The organism is Haloplanus sp. GCM10025708 (genome assembly GCF_042663985.1).
GTDB classification, from domain to species: domain Archaea; phylum Halobacteriota; class Halobacteria; order Halobacteriales; family Haloferacaceae; genus Salinirarus; species Salinirarus marinus.
This window is the reverse complement of sequence record NZ_JBHSZA010000011.1, coordinates 706310-724804: the sequence shown is the minus strand read 5'-3', so window position 1 is coordinate 724804 and position 18495 is coordinate 706310. Positions and strand designations below refer to the sequence as shown.

14 protein-coding genes and 7 pseudogenes are annotated in these 18495 nt (G+C 68.9%); 11 read left to right on the top strand and 10 right to left on the bottom strand.

Features of this window, described 5'->3' with window-relative positions:
* Window positions 1-8: 8 nt before the first annotated feature.
* From ACFQJD_RS07045 to ACFQJD_RS07035, 3 genes are all read left to right on the top strand, one after another.
* The gene (locus ACFQJD_RS07045; protein WP_379797137.1) at window positions 9-638 is read left to right on the top strand and encodes a hypothetical protein; all 630 of its coding nucleotides are present in this window, start codon (window positions 9-11) and stop codon (window positions 636-638) included.
* Window positions 635-1945 (top strand): hypothetical protein, encoded by a 1311-nt coding sequence (locus tag ACFQJD_RS07040; protein WP_379797135.1) that lies wholly within the window; start codon window positions 635-637, stop codon window positions 1943-1945. The genes ACFQJD_RS07045 and ACFQJD_RS07040 overlap by 4 nt, the downstream gene beginning before the upstream one ends.
* Before the next feature lie 73 nt (window positions 1946-2018).
* Entirely contained in the window at window positions 2019-2999 is a 981-nt protein-coding gene (locus ACFQJD_RS07035; protein WP_379797133.1) for a lamin tail domain-containing protein, read from the top strand.
* Window positions 3000-3324: 325 nt separating this feature from the next.
* Here the strand turns inward: ACFQJD_RS07035 and ACFQJD_RS07030 are convergent, their stop codons facing one another.
* Complete coding sequence (locus ACFQJD_RS07030) at window positions 3325-3900, bottom strand: hypothetical protein (protein ID WP_379797131.1); 576 nt, start codon at window positions 3898-3900, stop codon at window positions 3325-3327.
* Between the two features lie 97 nt (window positions 3901-3997).
* On the opposite strand from ACFQJD_RS07030, the gene ACFQJD_RS07025 reads away from it, so the two are divergent.
* The 3 genes from ACFQJD_RS07025 (at window position 3998) to ACFQJD_RS07015 (ending at window position 6837) form a co-directional block, all read left to right on the top strand.
* Window positions 3998-4522, top strand: coding sequence for a hypothetical protein (locus tag ACFQJD_RS07025; protein WP_379797129.1), 525 nt, complete (start codon window positions 3998-4000; stop codon window positions 4520-4522).
* Window positions 4523-4583: 61 nt separating this feature from the next.
* The gene (locus tag ACFQJD_RS07020; protein ID WP_379797127.1) at window positions 4584-5888 is read left to right on the top strand and encodes a hypothetical protein; all 1305 of its coding nucleotides are present in this window, start codon (window positions 4584-4586) and stop codon (window positions 5886-5888) included.
* A gap of 187 nt (window positions 5889-6075) precedes the next feature.
* Window positions 6076-6837, top strand: coding sequence for an SIMPL domain-containing protein (locus tag ACFQJD_RS07015; protein WP_379797125.1), 762 nt, complete (start codon window positions 6076-6078; stop codon window positions 6835-6837).
* Window positions 6838-6870: 33 nt separating this feature from the next.
* Here ACFQJD_RS07015 and ACFQJD_RS07010 read toward each other — a convergent pair whose 3' ends face one another.
* Window positions 6871-7308, bottom strand: coding sequence for a universal stress protein (locus ACFQJD_RS07010; protein ID WP_379797123.1), 438 nt, complete (start codon window positions 7306-7308; stop codon window positions 6871-6873).
* Between the two features lie 378 nt (window positions 7309-7686).
* Between ACFQJD_RS07010 and dph5 the strand changes: the two are divergent.
* Window positions 7687-8436: pseudogene (gene dph5, locus ACFQJD_RS07005) on the top strand (diphthine synthase); the annotation flags it as partial.
* A 27-nt stretch (window positions 8437-8463) separates the two neighbouring features.
* On the opposite strand, the gene ACFQJD_RS07000 reads toward dph5, so the two are convergent.
* From ACFQJD_RS07000 to ACFQJD_RS06965, 8 genes and pseudogenes are all read right to left on the bottom strand, one after another.
* Entirely contained in the window at window positions 8464-8931 is a 468-nt protein-coding gene (locus tag ACFQJD_RS07000; RefSeq protein WP_379797121.1) for a hypothetical protein, read from the bottom strand.
* Between the two features lie 10 nt (window positions 8932-8941).
* Window positions 8942-9875, bottom strand: a pseudogene (artA, locus tag ACFQJD_RS06995) (archaeosortase A).
* Between the two features lie 217 nt (window positions 9876-10092).
* A pseudogene (locus ACFQJD_RS06990) lies at window positions 10093-10781 on the bottom strand (competence/damage-inducible protein A).
* 116 nt (window positions 10782-10897) lie between these two features.
* A pseudogene (locus ACFQJD_RS06985) lies at window positions 10898-11684 on the bottom strand (DUF5803 family protein).
* Window positions 11681-12345 (bottom strand): annotated as a pseudogene (locus ACFQJD_RS06980) (DUF2110 family protein). Before ACFQJD_RS06980 ends, ACFQJD_RS06985 begins: the two co-directional pseudogenes overlap by 4 nt.
* A complete protein-coding gene (locus ACFQJD_RS06975; protein WP_379797119.1) occupies window positions 12345-12869 on the bottom strand; it encodes a transcription factor in 525 nt (174 codons plus the stop codon). Before ACFQJD_RS06975 ends, ACFQJD_RS06980 begins: the two are co-directional and overlap by 1 nt.
* A 60-nt stretch (window positions 12870-12929) precedes the next feature.
* Window positions 12930-13493, bottom strand: a complete 564-nt coding sequence (locus tag ACFQJD_RS06970) for a tRNA (cytidine(56)-2'-O)-methyltransferase (RefSeq protein WP_379800434.1) — start codon at window positions 13491-13493, stop codon at window positions 12930-12932.
* A 192-nt stretch (window positions 13494-13685) separates the two neighbouring features.
* Window positions 13686-14479 (bottom strand): annotated as a pseudogene (locus tag ACFQJD_RS06965) (RIO1 family regulatory kinase/ATPase); the annotation flags it as partial.
* A gap of 131 nt (window positions 14480-14610) precedes the next feature.
* Here ACFQJD_RS06965 and ACFQJD_RS06960 point away from each other — a divergent pair.
* From ACFQJD_RS06960 to ACFQJD_RS06945, 4 genes and pseudogenes are all read left to right on the top strand, one after another.
* Window positions 14611-15156 carry a carboxymuconolactone decarboxylase family protein gene (locus tag ACFQJD_RS06960; protein ID WP_379797117.1) on the top strand — a complete coding sequence of 182 codons (546 nt, stop codon included), beginning with the start codon at window positions 14611-14613 and terminating at the stop codon, window positions 15154-15156.
* A gap of 264 nt (window positions 15157-15420) precedes the next feature.
* Window positions 15421-16932: pseudogene (locus ACFQJD_RS06955) on the top strand (uracil-xanthine permease family protein).
* Window positions 16933-17010: 78 nt separating this feature from the next.
* A complete protein-coding gene (locus ACFQJD_RS06950; RefSeq protein ID WP_379797115.1) occupies window positions 17011-17136 on the top strand; it encodes a hypothetical protein in 126 nt (41 codons plus the stop codon).
* 111 nt (window positions 17137-17247) lie between these two features.
* On the top strand, window positions 17248-18489 hold the full coding sequence (locus ACFQJD_RS06945) for an MFS transporter (protein WP_379797113.1): 1242 nt from the start codon (window positions 17248-17250) through the stop codon (window positions 18487-18489).
* Window positions 18490-18495: the final 6 nt, after the last annotated feature.

Here is an 18495-nt window from a genome sequence, read left to right as displayed (position 1 = left end):
GACGGGGTATGGTCCCCCTCACGAGGCGGCGCGCCCTCCAGAGCGTCGCCCTCGCAGTCGGTCTCGCCGGATGTAACGGGCTCTCCGGATCGGCCAGCCACAGCGACTCGGTCCCGCCGCGGAGCGCGGAGAACGTCGCCGCGAATCCGCCGACGGTGTCGCTACGGAACCCGACCGGCGACCCCGTCTTCCTGGTCGACGAGTCGACGGCCGAAGGCGAGCGAGAACCCCGCCCGGAGTACGGCTTCGTCGCCGACGCCGAGGCGGCGAGCGCCCTCTCGTTCGCGGACCCCGTCGACGGCGTCGACGAGGCGCGGGCGTTCCTCGACGAGACGACCTACGACAGCGAGACGGTCTACTACGTCCAGCAGTCGATAAACGAGTGTTACTGGCTGGAGTTCTGCTACGTCACCTGGTCCGAGACCGACGTCGACGTCCAGTTCAGCCGTCGCCTCCGGGACGCGCAGGCGTCCTGTGACGCCGACAGCGAAGACGGTCACGCGACGTTCGTTCGACTCCCCGAAGCCCTCGACACCGACAGCATCAACTCCTACGGCATGGGCGTCGGCCGCGGCTGTCACCCACCACCGGAGGAACGCGCCGACTCTGGACCGACCGACGGGGAGGGGTCGGCGTGACCGGTCGCCTCCGCCGCCGCGGATTCCTGGGCGTCGTCGCCGCCGCGGCCCTCGCCGGATGTAGCGACGCCCTCGACGACGAACCGACGCGTCTCGACGGCGCGGAACTCACGGCTCTCGCGGACAGCGAGACGCCGTCGGTCCCGAAGTCGGTCCCGGTGTCGATCGCGCCGGCGTACCTCGACCGGTCGGAGCGGCGCGCCCGCGACCTCCTCGACGTCGTTCCCGACCCGCTCGAACCGCGACACGTCCCGAACGAGGCGATACGAGACGACATTTCGCGGGCCCGGGAACGCGCGCGGGAGGCCCTCGACCGGGCGGCGTCGGCGGCGACGCCGTTCGAACGGATGGCCGCCCTCCGGTCGGCCCGAGCCGACGCTGCGAACGCTAGCGGCGCGTGGCGGGCCGTCGACGAGGCGTACGAACGCGCTGACGTGGTGAACGCCGCGCCCGCCCTCGCCGAGGACGTGCACGCCTTCCGCGACCAACTGACGTACGTCGGCGGCGACGCCGTCGACGCGGTCCTCGTCTACGCGCCGGTCGAACGGCGCGTCCGTTCGGCGGCGAACGACGTCTCGCGTCTCACCAACGGCGAGTTCGCCCGCCCGGAGAACGCCCTCACCGTCGGTGAGGCGTCGGAGCGCCTCGAACGGGCGCGGGCGTCGCTCGACGACGCCCACCACCTCGCCGAGCGACACGCCGAGTCGGTCGCGTCGGCCCGCGACCTCGGCGACCGGCTGAGCCGAGCGACGGCGGACCTCGAATCGGCCGTCGACGCCGAGTATCGAACGCTCCCCGAGGAGTCCGCGGAGGGGTCGGCGTACGTGGACCGCGACGTGGGCGACACGCCGGCGGCGTGGGTGCTCCAGCAAGCGTACGGCGATCTCGACTGGATGCGCGAGGAGGTCGCTGAACGCCGGAGTGCGGGCTATCTCGCGGACGCGGTGCTGGCGGCCCACGAGGCGCTCGTCCAGCGACGGGCGTTCGGGCGGCTCAGAGAGCGGGTGGCGTCGGGCGAGAACTTCGCGGTGTCGAGCGTGGCCGACGTCCGGACGATGCGGGCCGACGCGGTATCGGCCGTCGAGTCGACGCGCTCGGCCCCGCCCCGGACGCTGAACCGGACCGCCGTCCACGACCCGGCCCAGCAGCTCGGCTTCGTCGACGACCAGCTCTCGCGCGTGGGCGACGACCCGACGGCCGCGCAGGTCGGCCACGAAGCCGCCGACTACGTCCGCGTCGAGGCCACGGCGTCGTCGATTCCGCCAGCGAGCGAGCGGGTCGTCGAGACGCTCCGCGCCGGCGAGTAGCCGTCCGTCGACGGCGGCAGGTCGGCGACGCCGAGGCCAAACGCACAAGCAGTCGGCGCCAGTCGCGTGTCGTATGGGGCGTCTCACCGTCGCGTTCGCCGTCGCGCTCGTCGTCCTCGCCGGATGCGGAGGGACGCCGTCGCCGACGGACGGGAGCGACACCGACGCGCCGACGACCGGTGCGACGACGCCCGGGGACGCGCCCCACACGGCGACCCCGTCGCCCGGCGGCGGACTCGCGGCCACCGTCGTCCGCGTCGTCGACGGCGACACCTTCGAGGTGCGCTATCGCAACGGAACGACCGACACGGTCCGACTGCTCGGCGTCGACACGCCCGAGGTTCACACCGCGACGGATCCGGCCGAGTTCGAGGGCGTCCCGACGACGGACGCCGGCCGCGCGTGGCTTCGAGACTGGGGCCACAGGGCGAGCGAGTTCGCCCGAACCGAACTCCTGGACGCGCGGGTCCGCCTCGTCGTCGACCCCGCGGCGGACCGCCACGGGCGATACGGCCGCCTCCTCGCGTACGTCGTCGACGACGACGGCACGTTCAACCGCCGCCTCCTCGAACGCGGCTACGCCCGCCTCTACGACTCGTCGTTCGGGCGACGGGACGCCTTCGCCGCCGCCGAATCCGAGGCGCGGGCGAACGGCGTCGGCCTCTGGGGGTTCGCCGGCGAACGGACGGGGTCGGACGCCGCGACGCCGCTGCCGGACGGCGGGACGGCGCTGGTCGTCGCCGCCGTCCACGCCGACGCCGCCGGCAACGACCACGAGAACCGGAACGACGAGTATCTCGTCTTCGAGAACGCGGGGGCGTCGCTGCTCGACCTCTCGAGCTGGCGCGTCCGCGACGCGGCGGGTCACACCTACCGCGTCCCCGACGGCGTCGTCCTCGCGCCCGGCGACCGGGTGACGCTCTACACCGGCGGCGGAACGGACACGGCGTCGGCGCTCTACTGGGGTGCGGACGGCGCGATCTGGAACAACGGCGGCGACACCGTCACCGTCGTCGACGACGACGGCCGGGTCGTTCTGGAACGCTCGTACTGACGGGCGTCGGCGCTCTACTGGGGTGCGGACGGCGCGATCTGGAACAACGGCGGCGACACCGTCACCGTCGTCGACGACGACGGCCGGGTCGTTCTGGAACGCTCGTACTGACGGGCGACGGCGCTGGCGGCGGCGCGGGTCGCTCAGATGACGCCGACGTAGATGAGCGCGAGGAAGAACACGGCGGCGAGGAGGACGAGTCCGAGCAGATATTCGAGCAGTCCGTCCGGGGTCGTCATCGGTGGGAGGCGCATGCGGCGTCGTACGCCGTCGTACCACATGGTTCTGGCGGCTAACTGACACGACTGTGCCCGCCGCGAGACGCCTACGTGTCGACGCGCCAGCCGCCGCCGAGTTCCGCCCGTTCGGCGTCGGCGAAGGTACCGTCCGTGAACACCGTCACCCGGCCGTCCTCCTCGCTGAGCGTGACCGTCGCGACGACCTCGTGTCGGGCGGAGGTGTCGGCGGCGCTCATGTGACGCGACCCCATCCAGCCGGCGTACTCGACTTCGTCGACGTCGTCGAGTCGGTCGAGTTCCTCGTCGGTCAGGTCGCGGAACCGCACCATCTGTCCGTGGATGGCTCCGTCGACGGTGATGACTACCGCCCCGTCTCTCGACGTCGCGACCTCCCGGGCGACCTGATAGAAGAGGTCGATGTCGTCGAACACGTACCGACACTTGTCGACCGGCCACCGGTCGTCGCCCATCGGATCGGCGTAGTCGGCGACGGTACTTCCCGAGACGATGGCGAAATACAGCCCCGGGCCGCGGACGTACTCCTCCTCCCAACGGTCGAACTCGAGGCTGATGCCCTCGAGACAGTAGGTGACGAGATCCAACAGCCGGTCGACGCCGTCGTGGTCGACGTAGTCGATGCGCAGACGGTCGTGTTCGCTCACAGTCACACTCCGGTTCGGGGCGAAATAAACCTCCGGTTCGCCCGCTCGTCCGGTTAGGCGGGGGCATTTATCCGCCCGCCCGTCGTACCGTCGGAACATGACACTCGACGTCGACGTACCGATGCCGCCGGATCTGACCAACCGCGGTGTGCCCGCGGCGTTCGAGGCGTTCGACGTCGCCGGCAGCGAGAGCGACTTCCGGCGCGAGGCCGTGGAGACGGCGCTCCGAGACGGCGCGTGGCGCGAGGGGTTCGACGAGTGGTGCGAGTACACCGACCTCTCGGAGGACGAGTTCCGAGCGCTCGACGAACTCGGCCTGTTCCGGGCGTTCGACTTCTACTGGGGCCCCGAGGACGAACGGCTACAGTACGAAGCGCCCGACTTACCGGCCGACTGGCGCGAGCAGCTGTCGACGGACGCCGTCTCGACGCTCGAATCCGAAGCGGAGTCCGGCGGCGTCGACTCGCGGGTGAACGCGGAACTCGACGAACTCGGCCACACCGTCCTCGAAACCCTGGACGAACTGTACGCGGACTGGAGCGACAGGGGCGAGGACGTCGTCTGGGACGCCGAGTCGTTCGGCCACGGCACGACGGAACGCGAGTCTCTCGAACGCGAGTAATGTCAATTCGGACGGCCAACAGAGCTAATTTCACCTCGAACGACCTACGAACGACCCAACTATGCTACTGACACGGAGAGGCGTTCTCGCTATCGCGGGTCTCGGTGCCTCGGGCGCGCTCAGCGGGTGTTTCGGCGGCTCCGATGACGGGAATTCGGGCTCCTCGAACGGGGACGGAGGCGAAGCGGCGACGTCGACGCCCACGCCGACGCCCACGCCGACGCCCACGCCGGAAGCCGGGACCGAACTGGCCTATCCGACGCTCGCTCAGCGGATGGCCGACGTCTGGTCGGAGCTCGACTGGTTCGCGACGGAGTATTCGAGCACGATGCGATCGTTCGTCATCACCGTCAACCAGTTGCGGACGCGACTCGACGAACTCAACGCGAGCACGGGTATCTCGCTCGAACAGGTCGACGCCGTCGAGGCCGAGTCGACCGACGTCGTCGACTTCGTCGAGGCGAACCTCGCGCCCCACTTCGACGTCCATCCGGCGCTGCTGAAAGCGGACAACGTCTATCTCAACAACATCAGACGCGCGGTCAGACGCGGTGACCGCGAGGCACAGCGGTCGGCGCTCGAACGGGCGCGGTTGTTCTATCGGCGCGTCGTCTCCAGCCCCTACGTCCAGAACGAACTGTCGAAACGCCCGATATACGACACTCTCTACTCGAAACTGCTCGCGCCGGAAGCGGGAGACCACGTCTTCGGACTGCTGTACCCGGACGAGGGATTTCTCTCCGTCGCGCACCCCGATCTCACCGAATCGACGGCCGGCGACGGCGTCCAGCAACACTCCCACGAGTTCCCCTCCGGACACGTCGTCTACGCACACGCCCACGGCCACTCCCAGCCGCACACACTCACCGACCATCAGAACGACCCGGAGAGCAGGGAACTCTACGCGTACAAGGGCGGCGGCATCACGATTCTGGAGGACACCAAACTGTGGCGGAGCGGCCTCGACGACTTCAAGCCGCTCCACGAGGACGTCTTCGGGCCGATTCGCCATCCCGACCGGACGGCCGGAGCCTGCGTGACCGTCAACGGCATGACGGCGAACTTCACCTCTCTGCCGGTGTACATCCAGCGGTTCGACTCGGTGACCGCCGCGCGCCAGGCCCGGGACGAACTGTTCCGGAACCCCGCCGGGACCAGCGGTACGGAGACGCTCGCCGAGCGCTCCTGGCACCGGTTTTTCTATCAGCTGGGCGACGTGACGATGTACGCCTACCTCATCACGGTCGGCGAATTCGTCGTCACGGCGATGCCCCATCCGAATTCGTGGGAACGCCGGACGGAGGAGTTCGCTCGGCTCACCGGCACCTGGCTCGGCCTGTCTCCCGGCCAGCCGGAGTCGGGCTGACCGCGGTCCGCACGGCTCCGTCGCCGTGGTCCTCGACGGCGAAGCCGACGAACACGTCTCCTCGGTGGCGCAGATCGAGGCGGGCGACCGCACCGGAGCGGGCGGCGCGCGGTGAACGACAGTGGCAACAAGAGGCGTTTGACTCTCCACGAAATACTTGCCGCGTCGCCTCCACGGACCGTGTGTCATGCATCGACGCACCCTCCTCGCTGTGGGGCTGGCGACGCTGCTGCTCGTCGCGGGATGTGCGGGCGGCAGTTCGTCGGCCGAGTCGACCGCGACCCCCGACGAACGGACGATTCAGGTCGCAGGCACCGGAAGCACGCAGGCCGAACCGAACCAGGCCGTCGTCGACGTGGCCGTCGTCGCGACGGCGGACGACGCCGCGACTGCCCGCCAGCGGCTCGCGGCGAACGCCTCGCAGATGCGGTCGGCGCTCACGGATCTCGGCCTCGACGACGACCAGATCACGACCATGCGATACGACATCAACCGCGACCGCCGCCGTCCGCGGGAGGAGGGCACGGAGCCACGGGTGCAGTACCGGGCCTCCCACGCGTTCGAGATCACGCTCACCGAGACCGACCGCGTCGGGACGGTCGTCGACACGGCGGTCCAGAACGGCGCGACCGAGATCTACGACATCCAGCTCACGCTCTCGACGGACCGTCGCCGCAGTCTCGAACGGGACGCCAGACGGGCGGCGATGACCGACGCGCGCGAGAAGGCCGAGAACATCGCCGACGCGGCGAATCTCACCGTGACCGGCGTCGAGGTCGTCCGGACCGGGGGCGGCGGCGCGCCGCGGCAGTACGCGGGCGGGGCCGCGTCGGCGACGCCGACCGCCGTCGCCGACGCGGGGACGGACGTCGAGTCCGGCCCGGTGTCCGTGACGGCGACGGTGCGCGTCGTCTACAACGCCGCTCCGGAGAACGAGACAGACACGTAGCCGTCACGACCGACCGCCGCCGGGCCACCTCCGTCACTCGTCGTCGCCGATGTTGACGACAAACACCGGAACGGTCGCGTTCTGGACCACCCGTTCCGTGACGCTACCGAGGTGTGCCAGCCGATCACGGCCCGTCCGGCCGTGGGTCCCCATGGTGATGATGTCGACGTCGTGGTCCTCGGCGTAGCCGAGGATCGCCTTGTAGGGGACGCCCTCCTCGATCGCCGTGACGACGTCGATGCCGGCCTCTCGGGCGGTCGACTCGACGTCGGCCAGCGCGTCCTCGCCACGCGCCGTTAGCTGCTCGACGAGTTCGTCCCGGTCGTCGCCGGCGGCGAGTTCGAACCGCCGGTCGACGACGTAGAGGGCGTGGACCGTCGCGCCGTGGGTCTTCGCCAGTTCGACCGCGTGGCGAACCGTCTCCGCTACCCCCTCGCTACCGTCCGTCGGTACGAGTATCGTCTCGTACATGGTCGTTCGTTCGCGTCCGGCGTACTTCAAAGGGGACCGTCCCTCGGACGCCGCCCGTCCGGTGTTCGAACGCGGTCGACCGGGGCGGATAATCCGGCCGAGATGTCGTCTTCCCAAACTTATACTACAGAGCGAACGAGTAACGCGAACACATGCCGAACTGTCAGAACTGCGGCTCGTTCGTAACTGAGGCGTACGTACGGGTGTTCGCACCCGATGGCATGGACCGTCCACGCGTCTGTCCGAACTGCGAGGATATGGTCCGCGACGGTGCGGACGTCCGCGAAGCCCGGGCGAAACGGACGTGATCTCCTTTTGCCGTGCAGTCGACTCGACGCCGGTCAGGTGACTTAAGCAGTCACCGCTCCCAGTGAGCGTATGCTCACGTTCATCGGGTTGGGCCTGTACGACGAGCGCTCGATAACGGTCGAGGGGCGGGAAGCCCTCCGTGCGGCGGACCGGGCGTTCGCCGAGTTCTACACGAGCCACCTCGTCGGGGCCAGCGTCGCCGACCTCGAAGCGTATCACGGCGTCGACGTCGAGGTGCGCGACCGGGCGGGCATCGAACGGAACCCCGGGCCGATTCTCGACGCCGCCGAGGACACCGACGTCGCCTTCCTGACCGCCGGCGATACGATGATCTCGACGACGCACGTCGACCTGCGCCTGCGGGCCGAGGAGCGGGACATCGAGACGCGCCTGATTCACGGCGTCACGGCGCAGTCGGCCGCCAGCGGGCTGTCGGGGCTCCAGAACTACCGCTTCGGCAAGGCCGTCACGCTGCCGTTTCCGTACGCCCACGGCGGCGACGACGTCCCGGAGAGCGTCGTCGACTCCGTCGAGGCGAACCGCGAGCACGGCCTGCACACGCTGGTCTACCTCGACATCAAGGCCGACCGGGGCGAGTACATGACCGCCGACGTGGCCGCCGGGATGCTCGCCGACGGCTGGCGCGACGCCCTCGCCGTCGCCGTCGCGCGCGCCGGCAGTCCGGACCCCGTCGTCGCCGCCGACAGGCTCTCGGCGCTCGCCGACCGGGCGTTCGGTGACCCGCTCCATCTGCTCGTGATTCCCGGCGACCTCCATCACGTCGAAGCCGACGCCCTCCGCGAACTCGGGGCGCGCCCGAAGCGTTGCTCGACGCGTCCTGACGCCTCACTTCGCCGGCCGCGGTCGCGGACGGAGGTCGTCTCGCTCGGCGTACGGGTAGCCGCGAATCGCGAGTTGCTCCTGCGTGTTCGCGGTTAGCCGGTAGGTGACGGTGTAGGTGAACCCGGTCGGCTGGACGAGTCGGTAGACGTCCGCAATCTCCCCGCGACAGCGGAGCCGAACGCGGAATCGGTCCTCGGTGACCCGTTCGCGTGAGACGGCGGTGCAGTTCGTTCGGACGTCGTCGCCCCCGTCGACGGTGTGGCCCCGCGAACTCAGCAGGTCGTTGTAGAGGCGGGTCCGCTCGTAGTCGACGAGATACGCCGTCGCCGTCGTGCGGTCGAGCGTCGCCGGTCGCTCCGGGGCGAACGGATTCTCCTCGGACTCGACGTTCGAGTCGTACGGGGAGTCCGCGACGAGGACGGAGCTTCCGAGGAGGAGTACGACGACGAGGACCGCGGCGAGCGTTCGCATCAGGTCGCCGTCAGTCCGCCCGCTCGCCGTAGCCCGGCAGATCGAGCGACTCCCGCAGGTCGTACTCCTCGCGGGTGAGCATGTAGAGGACGTCCTCGACGACGGTCAGCAGCTCGGGGAGTTCGCGGACGACGAGGTAGGTCACCCCGATGAGGGCGAACACGGCGAGCACCTGACTGATGATGCGGTCGGAGATGAAAAACGAGACCATGTACGGGTCCGTCGACCCGAACAGGAAGAGGATCTCGTCGACGAACCACTGCATGTACTGCTTGCCGAACACGAGGCTGATGAACGTCGTCCGCAGGAGGTTCAGGGCGTAGATGACGGGGACGGCGACGGCGAGGGCGCGGAGTTTGCGTCCGAGGGGGCGTCGACGGCGGCGATGAGACCGGCGAAAATCGAGATGCTCCCCAGCCCCGTGCAGGCGAGGACGATGGAAAAGAGGATGACGTGGCCGTCGGCGGTGACGAACCGGAACGTGTTGAGCAGGCCTTCGTCGCCGCGGACGAGCGTCGGTTCGTAGCCGAGCAGTTCCATCGACAGGCGGGTCTGATCGGTGACGACGCGGATGAGGACGTCGCGCGGCGCGGGAACCGAGAGGCCGGCGACGGTCAGGGCGGGGATGGTCTCGAAGGGGAGATAGACCAGTCCCATGACGGCGACGGCCTGCGAGAGGACGAGCAGCGAATCACGCCCCTCGTAGAGGAGGTGGCCGGCGTACAGCGACGCCGGCACGGCGGCCAGCGAGAGAACTCCTCGACGTAGCTCTTCTGCTCGAAGGCGAAGTGGGGGACGAGCTGGAGCCAGAAGATGGCGAACGCGACCCACGCCCCGACCGTCAGGCGGCGGGCGAGCGTCCGATCGCGGGCGTCGGCGACGCTCCCTGCGAGAAAGAGCGCGACGACGACCCACGCGAGGGCGTCAGAGATGGCTCCGACCATGGGCGAAGGATGGAGGTCGGCGAATAAATCCCTTGTCGTTCCAGGGGCGACGCCCGCCGAGCCGCGAAACTCGAACACTTAAGCGGGTGCCGACGGAAGCCCCTAATATGATCCCACTCGCAACGGAAGGTGCATCGCTCCCGGCCGCCGAAACCGGAGGCGTCGTCCTCGTCGTGAGCCTGCTGATCACCGCCCTCTGGCTGCTGTATCTCTACCGTTAGTCCTCGGATTCGACACGGTCGCGCAGCCAGTCGGCGGCCGCCTCGACCGTCGCCGGGTCGACGGCAGTGATCTTCAGCCGGACGCCGTCGCCGGGGTAGCTGCCGACCGTCACGTCGAACTCCTCCTGTACGCCCCGAATCCGGTCCAAGAGCTGGCTCTCGGGCTCCGTGGTGTGGACCGTCTCCGAGTAGGTGGGCGTCCCTTCGAACTCCCGGGCTATCGATTCGAACATCGCCTTCATCTCCTCGGGCACGCCCGGCAGGACGTAGACGCTCCCGACGACGGCCCCCGGGGCGACGCCGACTTCGTTCGGGATCATCCGCGCCCCCGCCGGCAGGTCGGTCGTCCCTTCGGTCAGGTCGGCCGCGTGGTACCCCCGTGTTCGGTGAGCCACTCCAGCGCTTCGGTGTGGGGTTCGACGTCGCGGCCGAACGCCGCCGCCACGCCCTCCATCGTCACGTCGTCGTGAGTCGGGCCGAGGCCGCCGGTGACGACGACCGCGTCGTACTCGGCGTGATACTCGTTGACGACGCGGGCGATGTCGGCAATCCGGTCGGGGAGGGTCGTCACCCGCTCGACGTCGACGCCGCGTTCGTCCAGGCGATCACAGAGCCACGTCGCGTTCGTGTCAACCGTGTCACCGCGCAGTAGTTCGTCTCCGACGGTGACCACCGCGACTCGCATACCGCCCCTTCGACGAGCGAGGGTAAAAGTGGCCCGCCCGCGGAGCAGTCGGCTTACCTCTCGGCGACGAGCGTCCAGAATCCATCGCGTTCCGGCGTCGGAGTGCGCCGGGCGTCTCACATCCCCGGCGGCGGATTGCGCCCGAAGTCGTCGTCCTCGGTGTCGACGTCGAGGCCCATCTCCTCGCGCCGTTCCCGGAGCGCCTCGATGGCACGCTTGTAGTAGACCGCGCCCCCGAGGCCGACGACGAGGAGGACGGCGGCGATGGCACCGAATATCAGCAGGTCGCGCTGAAGGTAGTACCGCACGGAGACGGTGTCGGCGGTCACGTTCTCCCAGCGGATGTGCGTCTGTCCGCCGGATCGTGTCACCTCGTGACCGGGGGTGATACTTTCCCGAAGAGGAACGCTTCGACCCGCCTGTTCGGCGGCAACACCACCTCGTAGGAGCCTTTCACGAACGTCGGCAGGCTGAACCGTTTGGGCGTGCTCTCGGACGTGAACGCGAGTTCCCCGACGCGTTCGCGTCGTCGGGGAGTTCGACGGTGACTCGCTCCTGGCTCCGCATCACTGCTCCGCCCCGCGCTTCGAATTCGCTCCCCGTGATGACCGTCTCGTTGGGGTAGCGATAGCGGACCGCCGAGACGGGGATGGCGTTTCGCCCGCCGAGGCCGTCCCGGCGGAACAGTTCGATGGACGACCGATTGAGGTCGTACACCGCAAGAAAGCGAGCCTCCTCGGTCAGCGTGATGTGGACGTCCTCGTCGGCCGTCCACTCGTACGGCTGCGGTGGCTCGGCGTCGAGTTTCTCGTCCGAGATAGGGCTCGATCCGAACAGGCCCATACAGCCCGACGTGAGGGCGAGCGCGGCGAGCGCGACGACGCCGAGGGCCCGTCGGTTCATGGAATGACGCACTTGAGTTCGGCCGGGAGATACTGGCCGATACTCGAGAGCAGTCCCGGCGGATCGGTCGACTCCTTGCAGACGATGCTCTGTTCGAGGAGGCCGAGGCGCTCGACCGTGACGATGTCGCGGGCGTGGCCCGCGCGGTTGACCGTCGCCCGAACCTCGCCGCGGGTGGCGCTGTTGACGTTGACGCGGCCCTCGCCGCGCGTCCACTCGTAGAGGCGATCGCGCTCCTCGTCGGCGAGGCGCGGCGGGTCGCCGGAGACGAATTTCATGGGGAGGTGCTGGACGAGGCCGAACCGGTCGCGAATCTGGGCGGGAGTTCCGGGGTCGAGGCCGAGTTCGGAACGCGGAATCAGCACCTCCTCGCCGGCGTCGAGGACGAACCCGTCGTCGGACCACGATTCGAGCGTGCCGACGTACGTCTCGCCGTCCGCGAAGTGGGACGGGATCTCACCCCACTCCTCGCGCAGGAGGTTGCGGGCGGCCACCGCGTCCGGGCCGTCGACGGTGACGGCGACGAACTCGTCGTCTCGGACGCCGACGACCGATTCGACGTCGAGGTCGCCGAGGTCGTTTTCGACCAGCGACCGGAGACTATCCAGCGCACGCTCGCGAGCGCCCCCTCGACGTAACACTTGGTTGCGAGGACGACCATCAGCGGGTGACGTCCACGTTGAGTTCGTCACGGAGCTCCTCGATGCGCTCTTCTGCCGCGTCGACCAGGTCGTCGTTCTCCATGGGTTCGAGCGGGGCTCCCGTCTCGGGACACTGGAAGTCGAACTCCATCGCTTCGCTGAACTCGAAGCGCAGTCCGGCCGGTTCCGAGAGGTAGAACTCGTGGGTTCGCTCGTATTCGAGGCGCTCTTCCAACGCGTCCAGCAGGCGATACATCTCCTCTTCGAGGTTCTCGGGAATGTTCTCGTACTCGAACGTCCAGAGGTACGTGAGCCACCCCGAATCCTCGTCGCGGACTCGCCGATAGCTGGCGAGATCGTTCTCGTAGAGGATGAACAGCGCTCGCCGGACGTCGTTGAGTTCGAGACCCAACTCCTCGGCGAGTTCCTCGTCCGTCACCTCGCCGTCCGGGGGCGCAGCGGCGACCGGCATCCCCGTCGGTCCGACCAGTTCGTGGAGGTATTTCTGGATGACAGGGTCGCTCAGAAGCTCCTCAAAAGCCATTACGGTACGTTCCGCCCGAACGGCTGTTAAGTCTTTTGAGCGCACACCGTGGCGGTCGGCCTACGCCGACCCGTCCGTCCGATCGTCCCCGTCGACCTCCTCGACGCGTTTCCCCGCCGCCTCCGGGACGACGCGCCGTTTCGCGCCCTCCCACTCCCGGTCGAGTTCGCGCCCCTCGAACAGGCGATCGAGGAAGACGGCGAGCGCCGCCACCTCGGAGTGGGGCTGGTTCGTCACCCCGACGTTCCAGCCGGCGTGGTCGTACACCTCGAAGGGGACTTTCTCGGCCCCGACGACGACCAGGATGGGGTCCGTGCGGTGTCGCTCCCGCACCGCTGACTCGACGTCCTGGACGCGCTCGCCGTACATCGTCAGGTGAACGACACCGCCCTCCCAACCGCGGAGGAGCGGCCGGTACGACTCGCGCACCTCGACGTCGAACGGCCCGCCGAAGCGGTCGACGACGCTCTCGACGGTCTCCGCCGGGCCGTCCGTCTCGCCGACGAGGACGACCCGGTCGGCACCCAACGCGCGGGCCGTCAGGCCGATGTGCGTGGTCATCCGGTCGTCGCGCCCCGGTCGGTGACCGAGACGGAGGACCGTCACCTCGGGAGAGTCCTGCATACCGCTACGTGTGCCGGCGCGCGTTAGGCGGTTTCGCTTTCGGGTGGCGGCAGGTCCACGCTCCCGCGCCGGCGACGACGGTCCGACGAGGCGAGGCGGTGCGACGTTCCGGGATCGACGCCGACCGACGAACGCAGTCCCGCTCCGACGCCAGCGGCGGACACGGGTGTACTCCTCCCGAGAGACGGCCCAGGACGCCCGTTTCTCGATCTCGCCTTTGAGCGCCGCCGCGTCGAAGTCGTGATCCGGACGGATGTTGACGAAATCGAGGAAATCGAGCGCTTCGAGTAACTCTTCGATCGAATACGCCGACAGCGCCGCCTCGACCGTCGCCGCCGTGCCGATGAGTGGCTCCAGTGCCGCCAGCGCGCAGGCCAGATCGTACGATCGGGCGTCGGTCCGGCCGCCCTCGGCGACGTTCGTCACGTCGATGACGTAGAGTTCGCCGTCGAGGACGAGGACGTTCTCGGCCCGGAGGTCGCCGTGCGCGAGGCCGTTGTCGTGGAGCGTCCGCAGGGCCGCGAACAGTTCGGGCGCGAGGTGTTCTTCGACCCCGAGATCGAGTTCGTCGAGCGGCCGGAACTCGGGCAGGTACTCCAGCACGAGGACGCCGAGGCCGTCCACCTCGAACGCCTCGATGGGCCGGGGGCGTTCAGGCCGACGTCGCGCATCTTTCGGGTCGCCTCCAGTTCGTGTTTCGCCATCTCGTAGGGCGTCCCGAAATGCTCGAAAAACCCCTCCGTCCCGCTCGAGAAGACGCCCAGATTTCGCCCCGTCGTGAAGAGGGCGTGGACGAGGGAGTTCTGCTTCGAGACGACCTTCACGAACAGTTCCTCGTCGACGACCATCGGCGTCGAGAGCCAGTTGTCCGCGTCGAGGAATCGAACGCGCATGTTCTCTCGGTCGTACCGCTCACCGAGTTCGTCCAGGACACGTTCGAGCCGCGGCCACTCGACGCGGCCCCGGACCAGCCGACGCAGTTCCATCGGCGACTGGTACGCCGCCGAACGGCATAACTCCCGTGGCTGGCCCGGCCGACGACGCCGTTCGCGACGCCGACGGTAGCGACGACCCCGGGGACGACAAGGATTATTCGTACCCCACGTCTCCACGTCCCATGGCACGCGTCCCGTACGTCACGCAGGACGACATCGACCCCGAGTATCAGGACCTCGTCGTCTCGTCGCTCCAACCGGGCAAGACGCTGAACGTCTACAGCGCGATCGGCAACAATCAGGAGGTGCTCGGCGGCTTTCGCGCCTTCCTCGGTGCGCTCTGGTCCGACTCGGGGCTCACCGACCGCCAGCGCGAGATCGTCATCCTGACCGCGGCCACCGAAGTCGACTCGACTTACGAGTGGCACCAGCACGTCAACATCGCCACCGACGCCGGCCTCGACGAGGCCGAAATCAGCGCCATCGCCCGCGACGACCGCGCCCCGTTCTCGACGGACGAACGAGCGCTCGTCGCCTACGCTTGCGCCGTCGCGCAGGGGCGCGTCAACGACGCGCTCCACGAGGCCGTTTCCGAGCGGTTCGACGCGGAGACGATGGTCGGCGCGGCGGCCACCGCCGCGGGCTACTTCGCCCTCGGACGCGTCATCGACGCCCTCGGCGTCGGGATCGAGGCGAGCGACGAGTTCGTCGGCTGGGACGTCGAGTGATCGCGGGAGGGCACCCTGTCCCGCGTCGACTCTCGGCCGACCCGCCGGAGCCTCGGAGTCACTCGCTCGGCGACGACCGCGCCGCGTCGAGCGCCGCCGTCGCGCGCAAGGTTTCGCCGTCGGAGAGCCACTGGCTCGATCCGGAGTCGCCCGCTGACATCGACGCTCGCTACGACCGGGTGTTACGTCCTCACGCCCCGCGATCGAAAGGTGACCGATTTATATCGGCCTCACCTCTTGCCGACAGCTATGGACGGGAGGGACATGAGCGAGGACGAACCGTCCGGGCGATCCTCGTTCGTCGAGTACGGCATCGAAGACAAGCCGCCGTTCTGGACGTCGGCGTTGCTGGGCGTCCAGCATTACCTGACGATGGTCGGCGCGAACATCGCCGTACCGCTCATTCTCGCACGCGCGCTCGGGATGCCCGAGGCGCTCGTGCCGCGGTTCGTCGGCACGTTCTTCGTCGTCTCCGGCATCGCCACGCTGGCACAGACGACGTTCGGGAACCGATACCCTATCGTGCAGGGCGCGCCGTTCTCGATGCTCGCGCCGGCGCTGGCCGTCGTCGGCGTCGTGCAGGCGACGAACCCGACGGGCGTGGCGTGGCAGGCCGCCCTGCTCCAGTTGCAGGGGGCGATCGTCGTCGCGGCGCTGGTCGAAATCGTCGTCGGCTATCTCGGACTGTTCGGTCGCCTCCGGAAGTTCCTCTCGCCGGTGGTCATCGCACCGACCATCGCCCTCATCGGCCTCTCGCTGTTCGACACGCCACAGATCACGGCCGCGACGGGCAACTGGTGGCTGCTCGGTCTCACGCTCGCGCTCATCGTCCTGTTCTCGCAGTATCTCGGCGACAGCCACCCGGCGTTCCAGCTATTTCCGGTTCTCCTCGGCGTCGTCGTCGCCTGGGGCGTCGCGGCGACGCTCTCCGTCGCCGGCGTCTACCAGCCCGGAACCTCGGGCTACGTCGACCTCTGGTCGGTGGCGTCCGCGCCCGCGCTCCTCCCGATCTACCCGCTCCAGTGGGGGATACCGGGGATCCAGCTCTCGTACGTCATCGGGATGCTCGCCGGCGTCGCCGCCTCGATGATCGAGAGCTTCGGCGACTACCACGCCGTCGCCCGCCTCTCGGGCGTCGGCGCGCCGAGCGAACGGCGGATCAACCACGGAATCGGTATGGAGGGGATCATGAACGTCTTCGCGGGCGTCATGGGAACGGGGGTCGACCTCCTACTCCGAGAACATCGGCGCGATCGGACTCACAGGCGTCGCCTCGCGCTACGTCGTCCAGATTGGGGCCGTCGTTATGCTCTTCGTCGGCTTCGTCGGCTACTTCGGTCAGCTCATCACCACCATCCCCGACCCCGTGGTCGGCGGTCTCTACATCGCCATGTTCGGACAGATCGTCGCCGTCGGTCTCTCGAATCTGAAATACGTCGACCTGGACTCCTCGCGAAACATCTTCGTCGTCGGCGTCGCCCTCTTCGTCGGCCTCGCCGTCCCGGCGTACATGGGGAACGTCGGGAGCGTCGCCGCCTTCCGCGAGGGGATGCGCGGCGTCGCCGTCATCGGGCCCGTCCTCGGGACGCAACTCGTCGCCGACACCATCTACGTCGTCGGTAGCACCGGGATGGCCGTCGGCGGCCTCGTCGCCTTCTTCCTCGACAACACCGTCCAGGGGACGCGCCGGGAGCGCGGCCTGGTCGAGTGGGAAGAAGCCGTCGAGAGGGAGGGGATTTCGCCTCCGCGTTCGACCGGTTCCTGCGCGAGGACTGAGCGGTCGCCACCCCGACACTGGCGTACAGGCCGTCCGAAACCGATGCGCTTTTGTGCTTTTAGGCGGGCCTAAATCCCGTGCAACGCACGAGACGAAAGCTACTCGATCGAACCGACGTCGCCCCCGTCGGAGTCGGGCGAGCGGGCCGTAGCGGCGACGGCGAGGGGCGAACGAACGACGGGACGGTGATCGTCGAGGAGTGAGCTACCCCTTCACGTCTGTCCCAGGTCCCCCTTCCGTGGGCCTTCCCTCCATTTTCGCGCCGTCACCTCGCAAGCGACACTCATTTCCGTCAGCCGACGGCTTCTCCGCCGATGATCGGTCGCAACTCCCGTCGGTGGCTCTTCTGGACGCTCCTCGCCGTGGGCTTTTTCTTTCTCTCCTTCTATCGCGTCTCGTCGGGCGTCCTCGTGGGGGAGTTGACGCAGGCGTTCGACGCGACGGCGACGGAACTCGGCCTGTTGCACGCCTCGTTTTTCTACATCTACGCGGCCCTCCAGTTGCCCGCGGGGTTGCTAACCGACCGCTACGGACCGCGAGCGGTGGCCGGGACGGGCGTCCTCGTGATGAGCGTCGCCGCCGCCGGATTCGCCTTCGCCGGATCGCTCGCGGCGGGCTTTCTCGCCCGTGCGCTCGTCGGCCTCGGCGGGAGCGTCCTCTACGTCGCCATCCTCGGCTTCTGTGCGAACTGGTTTCGCGCCGACGAGTTCGCCACGATGAACGGCGTCACCATCGCCGTCGCCGCCCTCGGCGGCGTCGCCGCGACGACGCCCCTCGCTCTCGCCGTCGACGTCGTCGGGTGGCGGGACGCCGTCCTCGCCACGGCCGGCTGTAGCGCCCTCGGAGGGGTCGCCATCCTCGCGTTCGTCCGCGACGCGCCCGACGGACGCGACACGGGGTCGGCCCCCGACCTGCGGACCGTCCTCTCGCGGTCGCGGACGGTCGTCCGACGGCGGGACACCTGGGTTCTCGGCGGGATTCTCTTTCTCGTCCTCGGGACGAACTTCACCGTCCTCGGCCTCTGGGGCGTCCCCTACATCGTCCACGTCTACGACGCGAGCGTCGCCCGCGCCTCGGCGTACGTGCTGGCGGGCAACGTCGGCCTCCTCCTCGGGTCGCCGTTTATGGGATGGCTCTCCGACCGCACCGCCTCGCGGACGGGCATCGTCGTCGTCTCGACGGCGGCGTTCGCCGCCGCCTACGGCCTCATCGCCGCCCTCGGCAAGCCCCCGCTTCTCGCCGTCGGCGCGATTCTGTTCGGGTCGACGTTCGTACAGGGCGGCATCGTCCTCGTCTACACCGTCGGCAAGGAGCGACACCCCGCCGAGGCGGGCGGCACCATCTCCGGAGCCATCAACAGCATGGGCTACGCCGGTGCCGCCGTCGTCCCCGCCCTGATGGGCGGTGCGCTCGACGCCTTCTGGACCGGCGCGATGGTCGACGGCACGCGCGTCTACTCGCTGCTCGGCTACCGCGTCGCGTTCGGCGTCGCCGCGCTCGCGGGCGGCGGTGCGTTCGCGCTGGCTCTCTTTTTGCACCGTCGGGCGACCCGGTGACCGTCG

Bases quoted from the DNA above. Each gene is read 5' to 3' on its own strand.
- ACFQJD_RS07045 (WP_379797137.1), top strand. From the start codon at position 9: ATGGTCCCCCTCACGAGGCGGCGCGCCCTCCAGAGCGTCGCCCTCGCA.
- ACFQJD_RS07035 (WP_379797133.1), top strand. From the start codon at position 2,019: ATGGGGCGTCTCACCGTCGCGTTCGCCGTCGCGCTCGTCGTCCTCGCC.
- ACFQJD_RS07025 (WP_379797129.1), top strand. From the start codon at position 3,998: ATGACACTCGACGTCGACGTACCGATGCCGCCGGATCTGACCAACCGC.
- ACFQJD_RS07020 (WP_379797127.1), top strand. From the start codon at position 4,584: ATGCTACTGACACGGAGAGGCGTTCTCGCTATCGCGGGTCTCGGTGCC.
- ACFQJD_RS07015 (WP_379797125.1), top strand. From the start codon at position 6,076: ATGCATCGACGCACCCTCCTCGCTGTGGGGCTGGCGACGCTGCTGCTC.
- ACFQJD_RS07010 (WP_379797123.1), bottom strand. From the start codon at position 7,308: ATGTACGAGACGATACTCGTACCGACGGACGGTAGCGAGGGGGTAGCG.
- ACFQJD_RS07000 (WP_379797121.1), bottom strand. From the start codon at position 8,931: ATGCGAACGCTCGCCGCGGTCCTCGTCGTCGTACTCCTCCTCGGAAGC.
- ACFQJD_RS06975 (WP_379797119.1), bottom strand. From the start codon at position 12,869: ATGGCTTTTGAGGAGCTTCTGAGCGACCCTGTCATCCAGAAATACCTC.
- ACFQJD_RS06970 (WP_379800434.1), bottom strand. From the start codon at position 13,493: ATGCAGGACTCTCCCGAGGTGACGGTCCTCCGTCTCGGTCACCGACCG.
- ACFQJD_RS06960 (WP_379797117.1), top strand. From the start codon at position 14,611: ATGGCACGCGTCCCGTACGTCACGCAGGACGACATCGACCCCGAGTAT.
- ACFQJD_RS06945 (WP_379797113.1), top strand. From the start codon at position 17,248: ATGATCGGTCGCAACTCCCGTCGGTGGCTCTTCTGGACGCTCCTCGCC.